The sequence below is a fragment of the Streptomyces sp. NPDC085931 genome, assembly GCF_044540565.1.
GTDB lineage: Bacteria > Actinomycetota > Actinomycetes > Streptomycetales > Streptomycetaceae > Streptomyces.
Map to the genome: position 1 here is coordinate 373,344 of NZ_JBITSK010000005.1, position 21,986 is coordinate 395,329.

A 21,986-nucleotide genomic window follows, 5' to 3' on the forward strand; every position below is an offset into this window, starting at 1 on the left:
GTGCCGGACTCGCGTGCGATGCTCGGGGCCGTGGAGACCAGGTCCGTCAGCCCCGTGTTCGTCGGCCGCGCCGAGGAGTTGGGCGCGTTGCACGACGCACTCGTCCGCTGCCGCGAGGGAGAACCGCAGGCCCTGCTCATCGGCGGGGAGGCCGGTGTCGGCAAGACCCGGCTGGTCGAGGAGTTCACCGGCGCCGCCCGCCGCCGCGGCGCGGTCGTCGCGCTCGGCGGCTGCGTCGAGATCGGCGCCGACGGACTGCCCTTCGCCCCCTTCTCCACCGCCCTGCGCGCACTGCGCCGCGCCCTGCCCGACGAACTGGCCGCCGCGGCCGCCGGCCAGGAGGAGGAACTGGCCCGGCTCCTGCCCGAGCTGGGCGACTCCGGCTCCGGCCGGCACGACGAGGACGGCCTCGCCCGCCTGTTCGAGCTCACCGCACGTCTGCTGGAGCGTGTCTCCGCCGAGCACACCGTCGTCCTCGCCCTGGAGGACCTGCACTGGTCGGACGCCTCCACCCGGCACCTGCTCTCCTATCTCCTGCGCACCCTGCGCACCGGCCGCCTCGTCGTCCTGGCCACCTACCGTTCCGACGACATCCACCGCCGCCACCCGCTGCGCCCCCTGCTCGCCGAACTCGACCGGCTGCGCACCGTCCGCCGCCTGGAACTCGCCCGCTTCACCCGCGACGAGGTCTCCCTCCAGGTCGCCGGCATCCTCGCCCACGAACCCGACCCGGACCAGGTCGACGCGATCTTCGCCCGCTCCGACGGCAACGCCTTCTTCGTCGAGGAACTCGCCGTCGCCGCCCACGAGGGCTGCCGCACGGGCCTGACGGACTCGCTGCGCGATCTGCTGCTCGTCCGCGTGGAGGGACTGCCCGAGTCCGCCCAGCAGGTCGCCCGGATCGTCGCCGAGGGCGGCTCCACCGTCGAGTACCGGCTGCTCGCCGCCGTCGCCCGGCTCGCCGAGGACGAGCTGATCGAGGCGCTGCGGGCCGCCGTGAACGCCGGCATCCTCACCCCCGCGCCCGGCGGCGACGGCTACCGCTTCCGCCACTCCCTGGTCCGCGAGGCCGTCAGCGACGACCTGCTCCCCGGTGAACGCTCCCGGCTCAACCGGCGCTACGCCGAAGCCCTGGAGTCCGACCCCACCCTGGTCCCCGCCGACCAGCGGGCCACCCGCCTGGCCAGCTACTGGTACCACGCCCACGACCCGGCCAAGGCCCTGCCCGCCGTCCTGGACGCCGCCGTCGAGGCCCGGCGCCGCCACGCCTACTCCGAGCAACTGCGGCTGCTGGAACGCGCGATGGAGCTGTGGGACTCCGCCCCTCACACCGTGCGCGCGACCCTGCGCCCGGTCGACTACACGGAGGCGTATCCACCCAGCGGACACGACCCGGGCACCACCCCGCTGAGCCACCTCGACCTGCTGGCCGAGGCGGCCGTGGCCGGACGGCTCGGCGGCGAGCGGGAACGCGCCCTGAAGATCACCAAGCGGGCGCTGCGTCTCCTCGACGACACCGGCGACCCCCAGCGCGCCGCCTGGTTCTGGATCCAGCGCTCCCGGCTGGTGCAGGGGCTCGCCCGCGGCGACGGCTGGAAGGAGATCGCCACCGCACAGGACCTGGTGCGCGGGCTGCCGCCCTCCGAGGTGCACGCCGAGGTGCTCGCCACCGCCGCCCACTGGTCGATGCTGCACGAACCCGGCCCCGACGCACTGACGGCGGCCGAGCGGGCCGTGGAGTACGCGCGCATGGTGGGCGCCGACGCCATCGAGTCCAACGCCCGGCTCACCCTCGGCGGGCTCATGGTGGACGCCGGCCAGATCGAGGCCGGGCTGGCGCACATGTACGAGGTGAAGGACGAGGTGGCGGCCCGCGGCCTGGCGCCGATCGTGGGCCGCAGCCATGTCAACCTGCCCTCCGCCCTCGAGGGCGTCGGCCGGTCGGAGGAGGCCGTCGCCATCCTGCGCGAGGGCCTGCGGCTCACCGCCGAGCTGGGCCTGCGGGACCCCGAGGGCTGGGTCTGGGGCAACCTCGCCGAGTCGCTCGTCTCCCTCGGCCGCTGGGACGAGGCCGCCGAGGCCGCCGTCAACGCCCAGCGGCGCGGGCGGACGGCCGGGCCGCACGGCGCGGGCGCCAACATCCTGGCGTTCCTCGCGCTCGCCCGCGGCCGGGTGCCCGAGGCGGCCCGGCACCTCGCCGAGAGCCGCGCCTCCTACGGCCCCCACGATCCGATGCCGCAGCACGACCTGCCGATCTCCGGTCTGACCATCGGGGTCGCCGCCGCCGAGGGCCGCCTGCCCGACGCCCGCGCCGAACTGCTCCGCACCCTGCGGTCCGGCTTCCCGCCCGGCACCCAGCGCTACGCCTGGCCGCTGCTGCTCCAGGCGGCCACGGCCGAGGCCGACACCCGCGCGCTGCCCGCCGCACACGAGGGCCGCCGGGAGGTCCTGGACCGGCTCTTCGACACGGTCAAGCGCCTCACCACGAACGCCCCCGTCTGGCTGGCCCACGAGCGGTGGGTCCGCGCCGAACTGCAGCGCGCCGCCGGCCGCTGCGCCCCGGACGTCTGGTCGGAGGTGGTCACCGCCTTCGAACCCCTCGGACGCCCCTACGACCTCGCCCGCGTACGCCTGCGCCTGGCCGAGTCGCTGCTCACGGAAGGCGGCGAGGACGAGCGCGACCGGGCCACGGAGCTGCTCCGCCTCGCCGACACCGTCGCCCGCCACCTGGACGCCCGGCCCCTCGCCGAGGCCGCCGCCTCCCTCGCCCGGCGCGCCCGCCTCGCCCTGACCCCCGTGAGCGAACCGGCCCGGGCCGCCGTCGACCCGGCCGGGACCCTCGGCCTGACCAGCCGGGAACGGGACGTGCTGCGCCTGGTCGCCGCCGGCCACACCAACCGCCGGATCGCCCAGGAGCTGTTCATCTCCCCGAAGACGGCGAGCGTCCACGTCTCCAACATCCTCGCCAAGCTCGGCGTCTCCGGCCGGGGCGAGGCGGCCGCGGTCGCGCACCGGCTGGGTCTGTTCCCGGCCGAATCCCTCACGTCCGGGCCGGCCGGCTGAGGCATACGCTGGAGGGGACGTCGCGAGCGTCGCGGCCCAGGGAGGCTCCGTTGTTCAACATGTTCGAGGAACTGTTCTCGCCCGGCCGCAAGCACACCCGCGACGAGCAGAAGCGCCTGGAGCTGACCCGCGAGGACGTCGGCGACGCCGACCCCGGACGCGGCCCGATAGACCTGGCGTCCGGCAAGGTCGTCGTTCGCCCGCCGGCGGATCCCGAGGACGACGGGGAGGACTAGGAACTCCCGGGGTCCTCGGAATCCCCCGCCTACTTCACGCGCACTTCCAGGATCCGGTCGTCGCCGTCCTTCGCGGCGCCCCGGCCGTCCGTGTTGCTGGTCACCAGCCACAGCCGGTCGCCGCCCGCCGCGACGACCGTGCGCAGCCGGCCGTACTCGCCCTCCAGGAACGCCTGCGGCTCGGCCGAGGCCGCCGTGCCGTTGAGCGGGATGCGCCACAGCCGCTTGCCGCGCAGGCCCGCCATCCACACCGAGCCCTCGGCGTAGGCGATGCCGCTGGGGGAGGCCTCGGCCGTGCTCCACTGGTCGACGGGGTTCTGGAACGCCGAGTCGCCGGACTTCCCCTCCGCCTCCGGCCAGCCGTAGTTGCCGCCCGGCTTGATCGCGTTGAGCTCGTCCCAGGTGTCCTGCCCGAACTCCGAGGCGAACAGCCGCTGCGCGGTGTCCCAGGCCAGGCCCTGCACGTTGCGGTGGCCGTACGAGTAGACCGGTGAGCCGGAGAACGGGTTGCCGGGGGCCGGCTCGCCCTCCGGGGTCAGCCGCAGGATCTTGCCGCCCGTGGAGTCCCGGTCCTGGGACAGGCCGGTGTCGCCGCTCTCGCCCGTGCCGACGTACAGCATCTTGTCGGGGCCGAAGGCGATCCGGCCGCCGTTGTGGATGAAGCCCTTGGGGATGCCCCGGAAGACCGTGTCGGGCGCGCCGAGCTGCCGGCCGGCGGGCTTGGCGTCGTCGTAGAGCATGCGGACGACGCGGTTGTCGCCGGCCGAGGTGAAGTAGGCGTAGACCATGCGGTCCGAGGCGAAGTCGGGGGAGAGGGCGATGCCGAGCAGGCCGCCCTCGCCGGCCGCCGAGACCCCGGGCACCTCGCCGAGTTCGGTCTTCTCGCCGGTCCTGTCGTCGACCCGGACGATCGTCCCCTCGTCGCGGGAGGAGACGAGCAGGCCGCCGCCCGGCAGCGGGGCCAGGCCCCAGGGGGAGTCCAGGCCCTCGGCGACGGTGCGGACCACGGTGACCGAACCCCGGGCGGGGGGCGTCTCCCCGGCGGCCTGGCGCGGCGGTGCGGACGAGTCCGGTGCCGTGCGGCTCGGGGAGGCGCTCCTGCCGGCGCCGGACGTTCCCCCGTCGTCGGAGGAGCAGCCGGCGGTCAGCAGGAGCGCGGCGGCGGCCAACACGGCCGGAACGGCTCGACGTTGCACGATCATGGTCCCTTCGACGCGGCGGGGTTCTCCCTGTCATACACCGCTCGCGCCTCCCAGGTTCCCGATCACGCAACGCCCAACCGCGAACAGGGGGTTCGCCCCTCACGCCCCTCGGTTCAGTCCCACGACCCCTGGGCCGGCGGCAGCCGCGCGACCTCCCCGAGGTCCTCGGGACCCAGCCGCAGGGCCGCGGCGGCCGCGTTCTCCGCCACCCAGCGCTCCTGCTTCGTCCCCGGGACCGGGATCACGTGCCGGCCCTGGGCGAGCACCCACGCCAGGGCGACCTGGCCGGGTGTGACGCCCTCTCCGTGCCGGCGGGCCACGCGGCGCAGGCCCGCCACGATCGGCTGGTTCGCGGCCATCATCTCGGCCGTGAAGCGCGGGTGCCGGGCGCGCAGGTCGTCCGCCTCGAAGCCCGCCCCGGGCCGCAGCCGGCCGGTCAGGAAGCCGTTGCCCAGCGGCATCGCGGCGAGGAAGCCCACGCCCCGGGTCTCGCACCAGGGCAGCAGCGCCTCGAGGGCCTCCGGCGACCACACCGACAGTTCCGCCTCCACCGCGGTCACCGGGAAGACCTGCTGCACCCGCTCCAGCTGCCGGATCGTCGCGTCGTGCAGCCGGGCCCCGCCCCTGCGCGAGGACCGGGCGCCCACCGCGCACAGCCCCAGCGCCCGCACCTTCCCGGCCTGGACGAGTTCCGCCATCGCGCCCCAGGTCTCCTCGACGGGCACCTCGGGGTCGGCCCGGTGCAACTGGTAGAGATCGATGACGTCGGTCTGCAGCCGCCGCAGCGAGGCGTCGCAGGCCCGCTTCACGTATCCGGGGCGGCCGTTGGCGACGATGTGCTGGTCGCCCACGAGCAGCCCGACCTTCGTCGACACGAAGGCGTCCGACCGCCGCTCCTTCAACGCCCGCCCCACCAGCAGCTCGTTGGTGAAGGGGCCGTACATGTCGGCCGTGTCCAGCAGGGACGCGCCCAGGTCCAGCGCCCGGTGCACCGCCCTGAGCGACTCCTCGCCGCGCTGCCGCGAGGTGCCGTAGGCCCAGCTCATCGGCATGCACCCGAGTCCGACGGCCCCCACCGCGAGTGCGCCCGCGCCGATCGTCCTGCGCTCCACCTGGTCGTGACCCTCCCTGTTCCGGCCACCCCAACCTAACCTCTGCCGTGGCGCGCTCCTGACATAGCCTTCCGGAGCATGACTGCTGACGTGTGGCTGCCCATCCCGCCGGACGAGATCGAAGGGCTCCCCGAGGGGCCGGAGTACCGCTTCTGGAACGGCGCGGACGACTATCCCGCCGACCCGGCCGACTGCGCCTTCTACGTCGTCCCCTACATGAAGCCCAGCCCGCTGTGCGTACGTCCCCTGGCGCGGATGAGCCAGGTGGAGGTCGTCCAGACCCTCTCCGCCGGGATCGACCACGTCGAGCCGGGCCTGGGGCGGCTGCGTCCGGGGGTGCGGCTGTGCAACGCGCGCGGCGTCCACGAGGCCAGCACCGCCGAGCTCACCCTGGCGCTGATCCTGGCCTCGCTGCGCGGCATCCCCGACTTCGTGCGCGCCCAGGAACGGGGGGAGTGGCTCGGCGGCTTCCGGCCCGCGCTCGCGGACAAGAGCGTGCTCGTCGTGGGATACGGATCGATCGGTTCCGCCATTGAGGACCGGCTCGTTCCGTTCGAGCCCGCGCGGGTGGCGCGCGTCGCGCGCTCCGAGCGCACCACGGCGCGCGGGCCGGTGCACCCGCTCACCGAACTCCCCGCGCTGCTCCCCGAGGCGGACGTCGTGATCCTGTCCACCCCGCTCACGGAGAGCACCCGCGGCCTGGCCGGAGCCGACTTCCTGGCCCGGATGAAGGACGGTGCGCTGCTGGTCAACGTGGCCCGCGGCCCCGTCGTGGACACCAAGGCCCTGCTCGCCGAACTGGAGAGCGGCCGCATCACCGCCGCCCTGGACGTCACCGACCCCGAGCCCCTGCCGCGCGAGCATCCCCTGTGGCGTGCGCCGGGGGTACTGATCAGCCCGCATGCCGGCGGTCCCACCTCCGCGTTCCTGCCGCGCGCCAAGCGGCTCCTGGTGGACCAGTTGAACCGTCATGTGAACCGGGAGCCGCTGCGCAACGTGATTCTGACGACGGGTGCACCCACCGGCTGACCGACCTTCGAGTACCGTCCGCAATCCTCCGGGCGCGGTGGGTACTCATATATCTGTTGATCGTCACGGAGCGTAGAGAACCTATGTCCCTGAGTGACGAGACTGGTGTATCGTCCCGACAGGGGCTGCGCCGGGGACCGTTCGGCGCCGGGGACGGACACGTCAGGACTGTGAGGGGGGCGACAGGCGATGCACGGCCTTTGGACGAGCGATCCGACGGGGCGGGGCTGCCGGCGGCGACCCTGGCGGACGGCCGCGGGCAGACGCGGCCGGCCCGCCGATCACCGCGGCCACCACACCCGGCACAGCGACCACCACACCGGTCACACCGATCTCGGCCCTCACCGCCGCGGGCCCGGCAGCCGCAGGAGGCAGGCCCAGCCGGCCCACCGGCGCCCGCGGGACCCGGGAGCGACGCGGACCGGGAGGGTCCGGTGAGCGCGCCCCCGACCACCACGCTGGACGGAGCGCTGCGGGCACAGCCTCCGGCCCCGAGCGCGCAGCTGCCCCGCACGCCGGCCCCCGCACGCCGGCCCGGCCTGGCCCTCCAACTCGTCCTCGCCCTGACCTGCGCCGGCTACGCCGTCGGCGCCGCGTTCGGCTGGGGCTCGCGCCACCTGGCCCTGATCATGGGCGACTTCGGGCTGAGCGCCGCGGCGGCCACCGCCTCCGTGTCGTGCTTCCTCTACGCCCGCAGCCGCCGCACCCGCTTTCGATCCGCCTGGCTGCTGTTCGGCCTCTCCTCGGCCATGGCGTCCCTGGGCAACCTGGTCTGGGGGTGGTACGAGGTGGTCCTGGACCTGCCCGTGCCCAGCCCCAGCTACGCCGACCTGTTCTTCCTGTGCTTCGCGCCGCCCGCGATCGTCGGGCTGCTGGTCCTCGCCAAACGGCCGGTGACCAAGGCCGGCTGGGTCTGCCTGGGGCTCGACGCCTGGCTCATCGGCGGCTCGTTGCTGACCCTGGCCTGGAGCCTCGCCCTCGCCCAGGCCGCCAAGTCCGAGGGCCCCGACGTGGCGCACACCGCGCTGTCGCTGGCGTACCCGCTGCTGGACATCGCGCTGGTCAGCATGGTGCTCGCGCTGCACTTCCGGCGGTCCGCGGTGAACCGCTCGGCGGTCAACACCGCCATCGGCGCGCTCGCCCTGACCGTCATGTGCGACGCGCTGTTCACCTCACCGCTGATGCACCACGACTACCGCTCCGGCCAGTTGCTCGACGCGGGCTGGTTCGCGGGCTCCCTGCTCCTGGCGTACGCCCCCTGGGCCGCGCCGCGCGGGGCCGACGGCGACCGGCACGGCCCGGAGCGGCACGGCGGCGCGGGGCACACCCGCGTCGTGCACGAGCACGTGCCCGGCCAGCGCAGCGGACCCCACCACCCCCCGGCCCTGCCCGGCGGGGAGTTCGGCCGCTACCCGGCCGCCCGGCCCATCGCCGGCTCGCTCGCCGCGCTCACGCCGTACCTCGCGGCCGCCGTGTGCACCCTGGGGATCCTCTACAACGTCCTCAACGGCCGCAGCGTCGACCGCGTGGTCCTGCTGACCGGGGGCACGGTCGTGCTCGCGCTCGTCGTGCGCCAGGGCATCATGCTGCTCGACAACATCACCCTCACGCAGGAACTGGCGCAGAAGGAGAACCACTTCCGCTCCCTGGTCCAGGGCTCCAGCGACGTCATCATGATCGCCGCCCCCAGCGGTGTCCTCAGATACGTCTCCCCGGCCGCCGCCGGCGTCTACGGCCGCCCGGCGGAGGAACTGGTCGGCACGGAACTGGCCCATCTCATCCACCCGGAGGACCTCGGCTGCGTCGTGCACGAGGTGCGCAGGTTCCTCGCCGCCAACCCGGTCGAGGAGCCCACCACGCGCATCGAGTGCCGCTTCCGGTCGGGTGACGGGGGCTGGCTGAACGTCGAGTCGACGGTCAACCGCCATCACGGCGGCCTCATCTTCAACAGCAGGGACGTGACCGAACGGGTCCGGCTGCAGGCCCAGTTGCAGCACAACGCCGAACACGACCCGCTCACGGACCTGCCCAACCGCGCCCTGTTCACCCGGCGCGTGCAGCACGCGCTGTCGGGCCGCCGCGCCTCCGACCGGGGCCTGGCCCTGCGGAACACGGCGGTGCTCTTCATCGACCTCGACGGCTTCAAGGCCGTCAACGACACCATCGGCCACCAGGCCGGGGACGAACTGCTCGTCCAGGCCGCCCGCAGACTGCAGGAATCGGTCCGCCAGGGCGACACCGCCGCACGGCTCGGCGGCGACGAGTTCGCGGCCCTGATCGTCGGCGACAACACCCGCGACCGTCAGGCCCGGGAGCGGCACATCCTGGAGCTCGCCGACCGCCTCAGGACGACCCTGTCCCAGCCCTACCTCATCGACGGCAACGATGTCCGCGTCAACGCCTCCATCGGCGTGGCCTTCGCGGAGGCCGGCCTCGGCGCGGGCGAGCTGCTGCGCAACGCGGACCTGGCGATGTACCGCGCCAAGGCCGGCGGCAAGGGCCGCGTCGAGCTGTACAGGCCGCAGATGCAGCAGGACGTCGTCCGCAAGGCGGAGCTGGCCACCCGGCTGCGGGCCGCGCTGCACGACGGCGAGTTCGCCCTGCTGCACCAGCCGGTGGTGTGCCTGGAGGACGGCCGGATCACCTCGGTGTCCGCGCAGGCGCGCTGGCGCTCCTCCCAGGGGGTGCTCTTCACCCCGGCGGAGTTCCTGCGCGTGGCCGAGGACAGCGACAAGACCGCCGAGCTGGGCCGCTGGGTGATCGAGGAGGCCGTCGAGCAGGCCGCCGAGCGGCACGCGACCGGGCTGTCCGTGCCGGTCGTCGTCCGGATGAGCGCCCGCCGGCTGCTGGACAAGTCCCTGCCGCTCGGCACGATCGAAGGGCTGCTCACCCGGCACGGCCTGCCGTCCGGATCGCTGGTCATCGAGCTGGCCGACGCCGACCCGCGCGTCCCGCTGGACGAGCTGGAGCGGCGCCTGAGCGCCCTGCGGCGGGTCGGCGTACGGATCGCGCTCGACGGCTTCGGCAGCGGCTGTGCGGCGATCACGGCCCTGCGCAGGCTGCCCGTCGACATCCTCAAGCTCGACCGCGGTCTGGTCGAGGGCGTCGTCGAGTCCGCCCGCCTGCACAAGATCACCGGCGGGCTGCTGCGCATCGCCGGTGACCTCGGACTGCAGTCCGTGGCCGAGGGGGTCGACCTGCCCGAGCAGGTCGTCGCCCTGCGCGCGATGGGCTGCACCCACGCGCAGGGCATGGCGTTCTCCGGGCCGCTGGACGAGTACCGGCTGCACCGGGCGCTCGCGGGCGGCCACTACCCGCTGCCGCACGCACCGGCCGAACCGGCCCTCGCGGGCGGCGCCGGGCGGGTGTACAGCACGAACGTGTCCGCCGTCATCGGAGGCGGCACGGCCCTCCGTTCACATAATGAGACTCCCGTCCCACCCACTTGACAGTGAGTGCGTGCCGGGGGGAGGGTCTGTGCCATGCGCACCCGAATTCTCGTACTTGGAAAGCGCGTCGGCTGACGCTGAGCCTCGACCGCTCAGCTGACCCACCCGGCGCGCTCCCCTCGCTTGCCTTACGGCACGAGGGGTTTTTTGTTGCACAGGCGCCCTCCGTGCAGCAGTTGAAAACCGCACAAACCTCGCAAAAACCCTCAGCGTCTGAGAAGAGATTGCCGATGACCGAGCAGGCCACCGGGGCCCACCACCCGCAGCCCCGGCCCCGATCCGGAGGACACTCCGCCCCCGAGCAGGTGACGGGCGCGCAGTCCCTCATCCGCTCTCTCGAGGAGGTCGGCGCCGACACGGTATTCGGCATCCCCGGCGGTGCGATCCTCCCGGCCTACGACCCGCTGATGGACTCCACCAGGGTGCGCCACGTCCTGGTCCGCCACGAGCAGGGCGCCGGACACGCCGCCACCGGCTACGCGCAGGCCACCGGCAAGGTCGGCGTCTGCATGGCCACCTCGGGCCCCGGCGCCACCAACCTGGTCACCCCGATCGCCGACGCGCACATGGACTCCGTGCCGCTGGTCGCGATCACCGGCCAGGTGGCCTCCAAGGCGATCGGCACGGACGCCTTCCAGGAGGCGGACATCGTCGGCATCACCATGCCGATCACCAAGCACAACTTCCTGGTCACCAAGGCGGAGGACATCCCGCGGATCATCGCGCAGGCCTTCCACATCGCCTCCACCGGCCGCCCGGGCCCGGTCCTGGTCGACATCGCCAAGGACGCCCTCCAGGCGAAGACGACCTTCTCCTGGCCGCCCGTCATGGACCTGCCCGGCTACCGCCCGGTGACCAAGCCGCACGCCAAGCAGATCCGCGAGGCCGCCAAGCTGATCACCCAGGCCCGCCGGCCCGTGCTCTACGTCGGCGGCGGCGTGCTCAAGGCCAAGGCCACCGCCGAGCTGAAGGTCCTCGCCGAGTTGACCGGCGCGCCCGTCACCACCACGCTGATGGCGCTCGGCGCGTTCCCCGACCAGCACCCCCAGCACCTGGGCATGCCCGGCATGCACGGCTCGGTGGCCGCCGTCACCGCGCTGCAGAAGGCCGACCTGATCGTCGCCCTCGGCGCCCGCTTCGACGACCGGGTCACCGGCAAGCTGGACAGCTTCGCGCCCTTCGCCAAGATCGTCCACGCGGACATCGACCCGGCCGAGATCGGCAAGAACCGCGCCGCCGACGTCCCGATCGTCGGCGACGCCCGCGAGGTCATCGCCGACCTGATCCAGGCCGTGCAGAAGGAGCACAGCGAGGGCCACCAGGGCGACTACGGCATGTGGTGGAACGACCTGAACCGCTGGCGCGAGACCTACCCGCTCGGCTACGACCAGCCCGGCGACGGCTCGCTCTCCCCGCAGGCGGTCATCCAGCGCATCGGGCAACTGGCCCCCGAGGGCACGATCTTCGCGGCCGGCGTCGGCCAGCACCAGATGTGGGCCGCCCACTTCATCGAGTACGACAAGCCCGGCACCTGGCTCAACTCCGGCGGCGCCGGAACGATGGGCTACGCCGTCCCGGCCGCCATGGGCGCCAAGGCCGGGGCCCCCGAGCGGGCCGTGTGGGCCATCGACGGCGACGGCTGCTTCCAGATGACCAACCAGGAGCTCACCACCTGCGCCCTGAACAACATCCCGATCAAGGTCGCCGTCATCAACAACGGCGCCCTCGGGATGGTCCGCCAGTGGCAGACCCTCTTCTACAACCAGCGGTACTCCAACACGGTCCTGCACTCCGGCCCGGACGACGTCAACCCGCAGGCCCGCGGCACCCGCGTCCCGGACTTCGTGAAGCTGTCGGAGGCCATGGGCTGCCACGCCATCCGCTGCGAGTCCCCGGACGACCTCGACAAGGTCATCGAGGAGGCGAACGCCATCAACGACCGCCCCGTCGTCGTCGACTTCATCGTCCACGAGGACGCCATGGTCTGGCCGATGGTCGCCGCCGGCACCTCCAACGACGAGATCATGGCCGCCCGGGACGTCCGACCCGACTTCGGCGACAACGAGGACGACTGAGAGCCGTCCAGGACTTCAAGCAGAGGAAGCAGACCATGTCCAAGCACACGCTCTCCGTCCTGGTGGAGAACACCCCCGGCATCCTGGCCCGGATCGCCGCCCTGTTCTCCCGCCGCGGCTTCAACATCGACTCGCTCGCCGTCGGTGTCACCGAGCACCCCGACATCTCCCGCATCACCATCGTCGTCGGCGTGGAGGACCTGCCGCTGGAGCAGGTCACCAAGCAGCTCAACAAGCTCGTCAACGTGCTGAAGATCGTCGAGCTGGAGCCGTCCCAGGCCGTCCAGCGGGAACTCGTCCTGGTGAAGGTGCGCGCCGACAACGAGACGCGCTCCCAGATCGTCGAGATCGTCCAGCTGTTCCGCGCCAAGACCGTCGACGTCTCCCCGGAGGCCGTCACCATCGAGGCCACCGGATCCGGCGAGAAGCTCTCCGCGATGCTCAAGATGCTGGAGCCGTACGGCATCAAGGAACTCGTCCAGTCCGGCACGATCGCGATCGGCCGCGGGGCCCGTTCGATCACGGACCGGTCGCTGCGCGCCCTCGACCGGTCGGCGTAGGACGCCGGGCGGGCGGTCGGCACGCCGTCGGCCGCCCGTATTCCGAGACCCTCAGACTTCCCTTCCGCCCCCCGTCATACGGTGGGACGCAACACCTGCACTCCCGAGGAGAGAACCCAAAGTGGCCGAGCTGTTCTACGACGCCGACGCCGACCTGTCCATCATCCAGGGCCGCAAGGTCGCGGTCATCGGGTACGGCAGCCAGGGCCACGCCCACGCGCTGTCCCTGCGTGACTCGGGTGTCGACGTCCGCGTCGGTCTGCACGAGGGCTCCACGTCCAAGGCCAAGGCCGAGGAGCAGGGCCTGCGCGTGGTGAGCCCGTCGGAGGCCGCCGCCGAGGCCGACGTCATCATGATCCTGGTCCCGGACCCGATCCAGGCGCAGGTCTACGAGGAGCACATCGCCCCGAACCTGAACGACGGCGACGCGCTGTTCTTCGGCCACGGCCTGAACATCCGCTACGGCTTCATCAAGCCCCCGGCCGGCGTGGACGTCTGCATGGTCGCCCCGAAGGGCCCGGGCCACCTGGTGCGCCGCCAGTACGAGGAGGGCCGCGGCGTTCCCTGCATCGCCGCCGTCGAGCAGGACGCCACGGGCAACGGCTTCCAGCTGGCCCTGTCCTACGCCAAGGGCATCGGCGGCACCCGCGCCGGCGTCATCAAGACCACCTTCACCGAGGAGACCGAGACCGACCTGTTCGGTGAGCAGGCCGTCCTGTGCGGTGGTACCGCCGCGCTGGTCAAGGCGGGCTTCGAGACGCTGACCGAGGCCGGCTACCAGCCGGAGATCGCCTACTTCGAGTGCCTGCACGAGCTGAAGCTGATCGTCGACCTCATGTACGAGGGCGGCCTGGAGAAGATGCGCTGGTCGATCTCCGAGACCGCCGAGTGGGGCGACTACGTCACCGGCCCGCGCATCATCACCGACGCCACCAAGGCCGAGATGAAGAAGGTCCTCGCCGAGATCCAGGACGGCACGTTCGCCAAGAACTGGATGGACGAGTACCACGGCGGTCTGAAGAAGTACAACGAGTACAAGAAGCAGGACTCCGAGCACCTGCTGGAGACCACCGGCAAGGAGCTGCGCAAGCTCATGAGCTGGGTGAACGAAGAGGCGTGAGCCCCAGGGCCCGGCCGCGGCACCGACGCCGCGGCCGGGCCCTTTCCCGTCCGGGTGATCCTTCCGCCGAGGCGCGGAACGCCCCCCGCCGCACCACTACACTGCTGCTGTATACGCGTCAGGCCCACAGCGTCGTGCGTCTTCCACGCGGCAAGCACCCCTCCACCGCCTGCGGCCGTCGGGACGGCCGTCCGCAGCACTGGACTTGTGAGGACTCACGTGAGCTCGAAACCCGTCGTACTCATCGCTGAAGAGCTGTCGCCCGCCACCGTCGACGCCCTGGGCCCGGACTTCGAGATCCGGCACTGCAACGGCGCGGACCGAGCCGAGCTGCTCCCCGCCATCGCCGACGTGGACGCGATTCTGATCCGTTCGGCCACCAAGGTCGACGCCGAGGCGATCGCCGCCGCGAAGAAGCTGAAGGTCGTCGCACGAGCCGGCGTCGGCCTGGACAACGTGGACGTCTCCGCCGCCACCAAGGCCGGCGTGATGGTCGTCAACGCCCCCACCTCCAACATCGTGACCGCCGCCGAGCTGGCCTGCGGTCTGCTCCTGGCCACCGCCCGCAACATCCCGCAGGCCAACGCCGCGCTCAAGAACGGCGAGTGGAAGCGCAGCAAGTACACGGGTGTCGAGCTGGCCGAGAAGACCCTCGGTGTCGTCGGCCTCGGCCGCATCGGCGCGCTCGTCGCGCAGCGCATGTCCGCCTTCGGCATGAAGGTCGTCGCCTACGACCCCTACGTGCAGCCCGCGCGGGCCGCGCAGATGGGCGTGAAGGTGCTGTCGCTGGACGAGCTGCTGGAGGTCTCCGACTTCATCACCGTCCACCTCCCCAAGACGCCCGAGACCCTCGGTCTGATCGGCGACGAGGCGCTGCGCAAGGTCAAGCCGAGCGTGCGCATCGTCAACGCCGCGCGCGGCGGGATCGTCGACGAGGAGGCGCTGTACTCGGCGCTGAAGGAGGGCCGGGTCGCCGGCGCCGGTCTCGACGTCTACGCGAAGGAGCCGTGCACGGACTCCCCGCTGTTCGAGTTCGACCAGGTCGTGGCCACCCCGCACCTCGGCGCCTCCACGGACGAGGCGCAGGAGAAGGCCGGTATCGCCGTCGCCCGCTCGGTGCGCCTGGCCCTCGCCGGTGAGCTGGTGCCGGACGCGGTGAACGTGCAGGGCGGTGTCATCGCCGAGGACGTCAAGCCGGGTCTGCCGCTGGCCGAGCGCCTGGGCCGGATCTTCACGGCGCTCGCCGGTGAGGTCGCGGTCCGCCTGGACGTCGAGGTCTACGGCGAGATCACCCAGCACGACGTGAAGGTGCTGGAGCTGTCCGCCCTCAAGGGTGTCTTCGAGGACGTCGTCGACGAGACGGTGTCGTACGTGAACGCCCCGCTGTTCGCCCAGGAGCGCGGGGTCGAGGTGCGGCTGACCACCAGCTCCGAGGCGAGCGAGCACCGCAACGTGGTCACGGTGCGCGGCACCCTCGCCGACGGCGAGGAGGTGTCGGTCTCCGGCACGCTGGCCGGCCCCAAGCATCTGCAGAAGATCGTCGCCGTCGGGGACTACGACGTGGACCTCGCGCTCGCCGACCACATGGCGGTGCTGCGCTACGAGGACCGCCCGGGTGTCGTCGGCACGGTCGGCCGCATCCTCGGTGAGGCCGGCATCAACATCGCCGGGATGCAGGTTTCGCGTGCCGTCGCCGGCGGCGAGGCGCTGGCCGTCCTCACCGTCGACGACACGGTCACCCCCTCGGTGCTGGCCGAGGTGGCCGCCGAGATCGGTGCCACGTCCGCCCGCTCGGTGAACCTGGCCTGACCTGCCCGGGGGGCATGCCCCCGGGCACCGCTCGTCCCTCAGACGCCGGACCGGCTGAGTCGCTCAGCCGGTCCGGCGTGCTGTGTGCCCGGCTCCCGGAAGCCGGGGATCCGCCGGAGGGTGAGCGCCGCGTACACCGCCGCGCCCAGCAGCACCGCCGCCCCCGCGAGCGCCGCCCCGTTCATCCCGCTGGTGAAGGCCTCCCGGGCCGTCGCCGCCAGGGCGTCCCCCGCGCGCCCCGGCAACTGCTCGGCCACGGCCAGCGCGCCGCCCAGCGTCTCGTGGGCGGGGGCCGGGGCGGAGCCGGGCATCTCGTGGCGGTAGACCGCCGTGCCGATCGAGCCCAGGACGGCCATGCCCAGGGCGCCGCCGAACTCCGCGCCGGTCTCCATCAGGGACGACGCCGTCGCCGCCCGCTCCACCGGGGCCGCGCCCATGGCCAGCTCCATGACCTGGGTCATCACCATCACGATGCCGAAGGCCAGCACGGCGCAGGCGGTCAGTACCAGCGCCATCGAGTGCGGCCCGGCGAGGGCCAGCAGGACGTAACCGCAGGCCGAGACCAGGAAGCCTCCCGTGACGACCGCGATCCGGGACAGGCCCTTGCGCACCAGCAGGGCCGTGACCGGGGCCGCCAGTCCGATCGGCACGGACGGGAGCAGGGCCCACAGCGAGGCCTCCAGGGCGCTCTTGCCGAGCACCGACTGGATGTACTGGGTGGTGAAGAAGGCCGAGCCCATCATCGCGAACAGCGAGAGCAGGTTCAGCACGACGGCGGGCCCGAGGCCCCGGCCGCGGAAGAGGGCCGGCGGGATCATGGGCGAGGCCGAGGTGCGCTGGCGGTGGACGAACAGGGCCGCGAAGAGCAGGCCGACGGTGATCGAGACGACGTACCGCACGTTCCAGCCCTCGGAGGCGATCTCCTTCAGGCCGTAGATCACCGGGAGTACCGCCGCCATGGACAGCGGCACGCTCAGCCCGTCGAAGCGGCCCGGGGAGGGGGTGCGCGACTCGGGGAGCAGGACGGGGCCGAGGACCAGCAGCAGGGCCATCGCCGGCAGGTTGACCAGGAAGACCGAGCCCCACCAGAACCACTGCACGAGCACGCCGCTCATCACCGAGCCGAGCGCGACGCCGCCGGTCATCACGCCGGACCACAGGGCGATGGCCTTGGCGCGCTGCTCGGGGTCGGTGAACATCGTGCGGACCAGCGCCAGGGTGGAGGGCATCAGGGTCGCGCCGCCGATGCCCAGGAGCGCGCGGGCCGCGATCAGGGCCTCGGCGCTGTGGGCGTACGCCGCGGCCAGGGAAGCGGCTCCGAAGGCGGCCGCGCCGATCAGCAGGAGCCTTCGCCGGCCGACGCGGTCGCCGAGCGCGCCCATCGTCATCAGCAGGCCGGCCAGGACGAAGGCGTAGATGTCGAAGATCCACAGCTGCTGGGTGCCGGAGGGCTCCAGGTCGGCGCTGATCTCCGGGACCGCGAAGTACAGGACCGAGACGTCCATCGAGACCAGGAGCAGCGGCAGCATCAGCACGCCCAGCGCGGTCCATTCGCGGCGGCCGGCGCGGGTGGGAGGGGACGGGTTCGTCGTCATGGGCAGGACTGTACGAGCGTCTTAGACGCTTGTCTAGTACGCCTGTATAAGACGGTCGTCTGGATGCGGGAGTAGGCTGGCGGGCCATGGGACACCGTGAGGATCTGCTGGAAGGCGCCCAGCGCTGCCTGCTGGCCAAGGGCTTCCTGCGCACCACCGCGCGCGACATCGTCAAGGAGTCGGGGACCAACCTGGCGTCCATCGGCTACCACTACGGCTCGAAGGACGCGCTGCTGGCGCAGGCGTACATCGAGATGGTGGAGGGGATGTCCGCCGCCTTCGAGGGCGGCGGTGAGCTGCGGGGCGAGCCCGGCTCGCTGGAACGGTTCGCCGAGGTGTGGACGAACATCATCGCGACCATGCGGGAGCCCGGCTCGCTGTGGCGGCTCAGCATGGAGATCGTGGCCATGGGGGACCAGCTCCCGGAGGTCCGGGAACATCTCGCGCGGGCCCAGCGGGAGGGGGCGCGCGGCATCGTCACCCTCTTCCACGGCGGGCGGGAGGACGACGTGCCGGAGGAGCGGGTGGACACCCTCGGGTACTTCTACCTGACGCTGATGATGGGCCTGATGGCGCAGTGGACGTTCGACCCGAAGAGCGCGCCCGAGGCCGGCCGGCTCGCCGAAGGGCTGCGCCAGGTCATCGAGGCGGCGGGGGGCGGGGACTGAGCGAACCGTCGCGGGCGGAGCACCGCGCGGGCCGTGCGGCAGGCCGGGCCGCGGTCGGACGGGCGATGGGTCAGGGGAGCGGGCGGAAGTACCTCCGCAGCGCCCAGTCGGCGAGCCGGTGGCCCGTGGCGGCGCCCACCTCGTCGGCCGTCCGGGTGTGGATCCCGCCCCAGACGCGGGCGTCGACCACGTCCCGTACGTACGCATCGGCGTGGCGGTAGTGGCGGGTCGCGCCGGTGGTGGCCGAGCGGATGCGCAGGTCGACGCGGGGGGTGCCGAGGATCCCGGTCAGCATGCGCATCAGCGCGCCGCCCATGGTGGCGTGGCCGCTGAGATAGTCGGGGTGGGACGGGGTGGTGAGCAGCGGTTCCCAGTGGCGGTGCGGCCGGGTCGCCGGATTGCCGTCGGTGTCCGCCTCGCGCAGGGCGGTGACGGGCCGCCAGGTGCCGTAGTGCAGCTTGGCGTCCCAGGCGGTGATCACGGCGTCCGCCTGGGCCGTGTTGGCCGCCGCGTACAGGCGGGCCGTCTCGGCGATGCCGAAGCCGTGCCGGACGGCGTGGTCGCCCAGGGCTCCTTGCAGGTCCAGGGCGACGAAGTACCGTGCCGTGTCCGTCTGCCGGGGCGTGCGGTGCGATCCGGTCCGGCACCCGTAGGCCGCGAGCTCCTGGAGGTCCCGCGCGTACCGGGCGGAGCGGAGCGGGGGCGGCGGGCCCGGGCGGAAACGGCCGGGGGAGTCCAGCAGCAGGGGCCGCATCCTGCCGAGCCAGGCACCGGCGAAGGGCTCGTATCCCGGCGGGGTGGGCCGCCAGACGCCGGGCCGCGGGTGCGCCGGGAAGGACACCGGCGCACCGCGGCCGTCGTCGCGGCGCAGCTCGATGACATGGGAGGCGGCGCGGCGGCCGAACGCCACGCCCTCGTCCTCGGCCCTGCCGTCGGGGATCGTCGCGAGGGTGCCGGTCAGGGCGTCGTCCAGCCGCTCCGCCGCGGCGGGGAAGTGGTGGCGCAGCATCCGGTGCGCCGCCGCGGCGGCGGCCGCGGCGGAGGAGGCCGTGCGGGGCGCCCGCCCGTCCCAGCGGTAGGGCGCGAAACGGCCCTCGACGCCGACGACCGCGTTGTAGACGGCGGTGGAGACGTACGCCTGCCAGACGAACGTCTCGGCCGGGCCCGGGCGGGCTTCGGCGTCGATGACGGCGTCCGCCGTGCGCATCCAGTCGACGACCACCGCGGCGCCGCGCTCGTCCCGGTGGGCGTCCGGGCCCTCGGGGCCGGGCCGGGCGCTCGCACGGGGGAGCGGCAGCGTGAGCGCCAGCACCCCGCAGGCCAGCCCCGCCAGCACCGTTCGGGACGCAGACCAGGCTCGTCGGTTCCGCACGTGAGTTCCTCCCAGCCGATGGCACACCGGGAGAACCGTGACCGCGCGGGGTGTGCGACGACACGGGTCCGTCCCGTGAACCGCCCGTTCGGGCGGCGGGTTTCACCCGTACGACCCTGTGCCCTCGATGCCCTCGCCGGGCGAGAGCCGGGCTCCCTTCAGCGCCATGTGCAGCAGCAGCCGGTCCTCGCCGTCGTCGAGGTCCAGCCCGGTCAGCTTCTCGATCCGGGACAGGCGGTAGTACAGGGTCTGGCGGTGGACGCCCAGTTCTGCGGCGGCCCGGGCGGCCTGCCCGGCGCAGTCGAGGTAGACCTCGGCGGTGCGGGCGAGTTCCCGGTGGGCGGGGAAGAGCAGCGTGCGCACCGCCGGGTCCCGGGCCACCTCCGGCGGCACCGCCGTGAGCAGCCGGAACGGCCCGATCGCCGTCCACTCGGCGACCGGCCCCAGCCGGGGCTCCGCGAGCGCGGCACGGGCCGCCGCCGACGCCTCCCGCCAGGCGGTGCCCAGCCCGGCGAGCCCCGACCCGGCGGTGGCCACACCGGCGGCCGGCCAGGCCCCGGGATGCGAAGCGGCCGGGCTCGAAGGGGCGGTACTGAAAGCGGTAGGGCTCGAAGCGGCGGGCCTCGAAGCGGCCGGGCTCGAAGGGGCGGCGCTGGAAGCGGCGGGGCTCGAAGCGGCGGGGTTCAGGGCCATGTCCCTCGCAGACGCGGGCTTGCGGGCCGCCGGGCCGGGGGACCCGCCCGGCGCGCCGGTCCCGGCGGGACGCGCCGGGTCGCCCGGGCCGCTGCCGCCCCGGGCCCGTTCCAGCAGGCGGTTCGCCGCCGTCGTCGCCGGGGTCAGGACGTCCGCCGAGCGCAGCCGGACCAGGAGCGCCACGCACTGGGCCGACGGCCCCCACGGCAGTGTGCACAGCGCCACCGCGCCCGGCATCGTGCGCACCGACGGCGCGTCGTCGGGGTCGGCCGAGGGCCAGGGCGCGACGCACACCATGGTGTGCGGGGCGTCCGCCCGGGGACCGAGCGCCGTGCGCAGCTCGGCGACGGCCATGTCGCGCTGCCAGTCCCGCTCCGCGGTGAGCACCGCTCTCAGCTCGCGGCTGAGGTCGGCGCCGTGCTGGGCCTCGTCGGCGAGCAGCGCGCCGATCCGGGCCGTCACCGCCATGGCGGCCGACAGCTGCCGCTCGCTCGGGCCGGGATCGTCGTCCAGCAGCCACACGTAACCGTGGACCACGCCCCGGTGGCGGACGGGCAGACAGATCCGGCCGCGGTAGACGCCCGCCTCCGGGGTCGGGGGGATACGGACCGGGCCCGTCGCGCGGGTGATGCCGAAGCCCTCGAACCAGGCCCGGACCGCCGCGGTCGAGCGGCGGGTGAGGATCGAGCGGGTGCGCACCGGGTCCAGGGCCGAGGGATCGAGGTCGCCCTCGCTGTCGTACGCGCCGAAGGCGATCAGCTCGAAGTCGCGGTTCTCCAGCGTCGCGGGCGCGCCGAGCAGCTCCGAGATCTCGTCGACCAGCTCCTGGTAGTCACCCCTGTGTTCCGGCGTCACCCGGGCATTGTCCCCCACCACCGGGGCGCCTTCATACAGTTGTCTGAGATCTGCGGCACGGATGCGTGACAGCTGTCGATGGCCGACGATCGGAGGGATCCTTAGGTTTCACGGTGGTTCTCCGTGCCGTACCCGAGGCGTCGTCCGCCCGGGGTACGGCCCTCACGTTGCCTGTGCTCTGGAGGTGCCCCGTGCTGGGTCCCGTGATTCTCGCCGCGTCTCGCAGCGACCGGATGCGACGCCTGATCTCGGCGGCCCCGGTGACCAAGCAGGTCGTCGACCGCTTCATCCCCGGCGAGGACGTCGACGACATCGTCCCCGTCGTCCGGGACCTCGCCGGGCAGGGCCTGGAGCTCACGATGGACGTCGTCGGCGAGGACATCACCAGCCCGGAGCAGGCCGCCGCCGCCCGGGACGCCTACCTGGAGCTGATCGACCGCCTCAAGCCGCTGGAACTCGGCACCCGCGCCGAGATGTCCGTGAAGCTGTCGATGTTCGGCCAGGCCCTCACCGGCGGCCACGAGCTGGCCCTGAAGAACGTCCGGCCGGTCGTCGAGGCCGCCGCCGGGATCGGCACCACGGTCACCCTGGACGCCGAGGACCACACCACCCTCGACTCGATGTTCGCCATCCACGAGGAGCTGCGGAAGGACTTCCCGCAGACCGGCTGCGTCATCCAGGCGTACCTCTTCCGCACCGAGGACGACGCCCGCCGCCTCGCCGCGAGCGGCAGCCGGGTCCGCCTGGTCAAGGGCGCCTACAAGGAGCCCGCCTCGGTCGCGTACCAGGACAAGCACGAGATCGACCGGGCCTACGTGCGGATCCTGCGGACGCTGATGGACGGCGAGGGGTACCCGATGATCGGGTCCCACGACCCGCGCCTGATCGCCATCGCCCAGGAGCTGGCCCACCGGGCCGGACGCAAGCCCGGCGACTACGAGTTCCAGATGCTCTACGGCATCCGCGCCGAGGAGCACCTCCGGCTGGCCGCCGAGGGCCACCGCATGCGCGTCTACACCGCGTACGGCACCGACTGGTACGGCTACTTCATGCGCCGCCTGGCGGAGAAGCCGGCCAACCTGCGCTTCTTCGCCCGGAGCATGCTCACCAAGGGCTGAGACCGAACCGCCGCTCAGTTAAGGAGTTAC

General features: G+C 73.0%; 15 protein-coding genes. 10 read left to right on the forward strand and 5 right to left on the reverse strand.

The window, feature by feature from the left end:
- Positions 1-18: 18 nt before the first annotated feature.
- Positions 19-3,063 carry a helix-turn-helix transcriptional regulator gene (locus ACIGAN_RS12870; RefSeq protein WP_399857234.1) on the forward strand — a complete coding sequence of 1,015 codons (3,045 nt, stop codon included), beginning with the start codon at positions 19-21 and terminating at the stop codon, positions 3,061-3,063.
- 59 nt (positions 3,064-3,122) lie between these two features.
- Positions 3,123-3,299, forward strand: a complete 177-nt coding sequence (locus ACIGAN_RS12875; RefSeq protein ID WP_399857236.1) for a DUF6191 domain-containing protein — start codon at positions 3,123-3,125, stop codon at positions 3,297-3,299.
- Between the two features lie 29 nt (positions 3,300-3,328).
- On the opposite strand, the gene ACIGAN_RS12880 is transcribed toward ACIGAN_RS12875, so the two are convergent.
- Both ACIGAN_RS12880 and ACIGAN_RS12885 read right to left on the reverse strand, forming a co-directional pair.
- Positions 3,329-4,501: a PQQ-dependent sugar dehydrogenase gene (locus ACIGAN_RS12880; protein ID WP_365098104.1), complete on the reverse strand. Its 1,173-nt coding sequence runs from the start codon at positions 4,499-4,501 to the stop codon at positions 3,329-3,331.
- Between the two features lie 113 nt (positions 4,502-4,614).
- Complete coding sequence (locus tag ACIGAN_RS12885) at positions 4,615-5,613, reverse strand: aldo/keto reductase (protein ID WP_365098106.1); 999 nt, start codon at positions 5,611-5,613, stop codon at positions 4,615-4,617.
- 78 nt (positions 5,614-5,691) lie between these two features.
- On the opposite strand from ACIGAN_RS12885, the gene ACIGAN_RS12890 reads away from it, so the two are divergent.
- The 6 genes from ACIGAN_RS12890 to serA all read left to right on the forward strand — a co-directional run bounded on the left by ACIGAN_RS12890 (position 5,692) and on the right by serA (position 15,655).
- Complete coding sequence (locus ACIGAN_RS12890) at positions 5,692-6,642, forward strand: 2-hydroxyacid dehydrogenase (protein ID WP_365098108.1); 951 nt, start codon at positions 5,692-5,694, stop codon at positions 6,640-6,642.
- A 434-nt stretch (positions 6,643-7,076) separates the two neighbouring features.
- Positions 7,077-10,091 (forward strand): putative bifunctional diguanylate cyclase/phosphodiesterase, encoded by a 3,015-nt coding sequence (locus tag ACIGAN_RS12895; protein WP_399857139.1) that lies wholly within the window; start codon positions 7,077-7,079, stop codon positions 10,089-10,091.
- 230 nt (positions 10,092-10,321) lie between these two features.
- Entirely contained in the window at positions 10,322-12,166 is a 1,845-nt protein-coding gene (locus ACIGAN_RS12900; protein ID WP_399857141.1) for an acetolactate synthase large subunit, read from the forward strand.
- A gap of 35 nt (positions 12,167-12,201) precedes the next feature.
- Positions 12,202-12,726, forward strand: coding sequence for an acetolactate synthase small subunit (ilvN, locus tag ACIGAN_RS12905; protein WP_010048631.1), 525 nt, complete (start codon positions 12,202-12,204; stop codon positions 12,724-12,726).
- A 121-nt stretch (positions 12,727-12,847) separates the two neighbouring features.
- Positions 12,848-13,846: a ketol-acid reductoisomerase gene (gene ilvC / locus ACIGAN_RS12910; protein ID WP_365098114.1), complete on the forward strand. Its 999-nt coding sequence runs from the start codon at positions 12,848-12,850 to the stop codon at positions 13,844-13,846.
- Between the two features lie 219 nt (positions 13,847-14,065).
- Positions 14,066-15,655, forward strand: coding sequence for a phosphoglycerate dehydrogenase (gene serA, locus ACIGAN_RS12915; RefSeq protein ID WP_365098116.1), 1,590 nt, complete (start codon positions 14,066-14,068; stop codon positions 15,653-15,655).
- Between the two features lie 38 nt (positions 15,656-15,693).
- On the opposite strand, the gene ACIGAN_RS12920 is transcribed toward serA, so the two are convergent.
- On the reverse strand, positions 15,694-17,250 hold the full coding sequence (locus ACIGAN_RS12920) for an MFS transporter (protein WP_399857144.1): 1,557 nt from the start codon (positions 17,248-17,250) through the stop codon (positions 15,694-15,696).
- 86 nt (positions 17,251-17,336) lie between these two features.
- On the opposite strand from ACIGAN_RS12920, the gene ACIGAN_RS12925 reads away from it, so the two are divergent.
- Positions 17,337-17,918: a TetR/AcrR family transcriptional regulator gene (locus tag ACIGAN_RS12925; protein WP_365735769.1), complete on the forward strand. Its 582-nt coding sequence runs from the start codon at positions 17,337-17,339 to the stop codon at positions 17,916-17,918.
- A gap of 70 nt (positions 17,919-17,988) precedes the next feature.
- Here ACIGAN_RS12925 and ACIGAN_RS12930 read toward each other — a convergent pair whose 3' ends face one another.
- On the reverse strand, positions 17,989-19,290 hold the full coding sequence (locus ACIGAN_RS12930; protein WP_399857146.1) for a vanadium-dependent haloperoxidase: 1,302 nt from the start codon (positions 19,288-19,290) through the stop codon (positions 17,989-17,991).
- Positions 19,291-19,392: 102 nt separating this feature from the next.
- The gene (locus ACIGAN_RS12935; protein WP_399857238.1) at positions 19,393-20,856 is read right to left on the reverse strand and encodes a PucR family transcriptional regulator; all 1,464 of its coding nucleotides are present in this window, start codon (positions 20,854-20,856) and stop codon (positions 19,393-19,395) included.
- A gap of 173 nt (positions 20,857-21,029) precedes the next feature.
- Between ACIGAN_RS12935 and ACIGAN_RS12940 the strand changes: the two genes are divergently transcribed.
- Positions 21,030-21,956, forward strand: coding sequence for a proline dehydrogenase family protein (locus ACIGAN_RS12940; protein ID WP_365735763.1), 927 nt, complete (start codon positions 21,030-21,032; stop codon positions 21,954-21,956).
- The last annotated feature ends 30 nt before the right edge of the window (positions 21,957-21,986 follow it).

Bases quoted from the DNA above. Each gene is read 5' to 3' on its own strand.
- ACIGAN_RS12870 (WP_399857234.1), top strand. From the start codon at position 19: ATGCTCGGGGCCGTGGAGACCAGGTCCGTCAGCCCCGTGTTCGTCGGC.
- ACIGAN_RS12875 (WP_399857236.1), top strand. From the start codon at position 3,123: ATGTTCGAGGAACTGTTCTCGCCCGGCCGCAAGCACACCCGCGACGAG.
- ACIGAN_RS12880 (WP_365098104.1), bottom strand. From the start codon at position 4,501: ATGATCGTGCAACGTCGAGCCGTTCCGGCCGTGTTGGCCGCCGCCGCG.
- ACIGAN_RS12890 (WP_365098108.1), top strand. From the start codon at position 5,692: ATGACTGCTGACGTGTGGCTGCCCATCCCGCCGGACGAGATCGAAGGG.
- ACIGAN_RS12900 (WP_399857141.1), top strand. From the start codon at position 10,322: ATGACCGAGCAGGCCACCGGGGCCCACCACCCGCAGCCCCGGCCCCGA.
- ilvN (WP_010048631.1), top strand. From the start codon at position 12,202: ATGTCCAAGCACACGCTCTCCGTCCTGGTGGAGAACACCCCCGGCATC.
- ACIGAN_RS12920 (WP_399857144.1), bottom strand. From the start codon at position 17,250: ATGACGACGAACCCGTCCCCTCCCACCCGCGCCGGCCGCCGCGAATGG.
- ACIGAN_RS12925 (WP_365735769.1), top strand. From the start codon at position 17,337: ATGGGACACCGTGAGGATCTGCTGGAAGGCGCCCAGCGCTGCCTGCTG.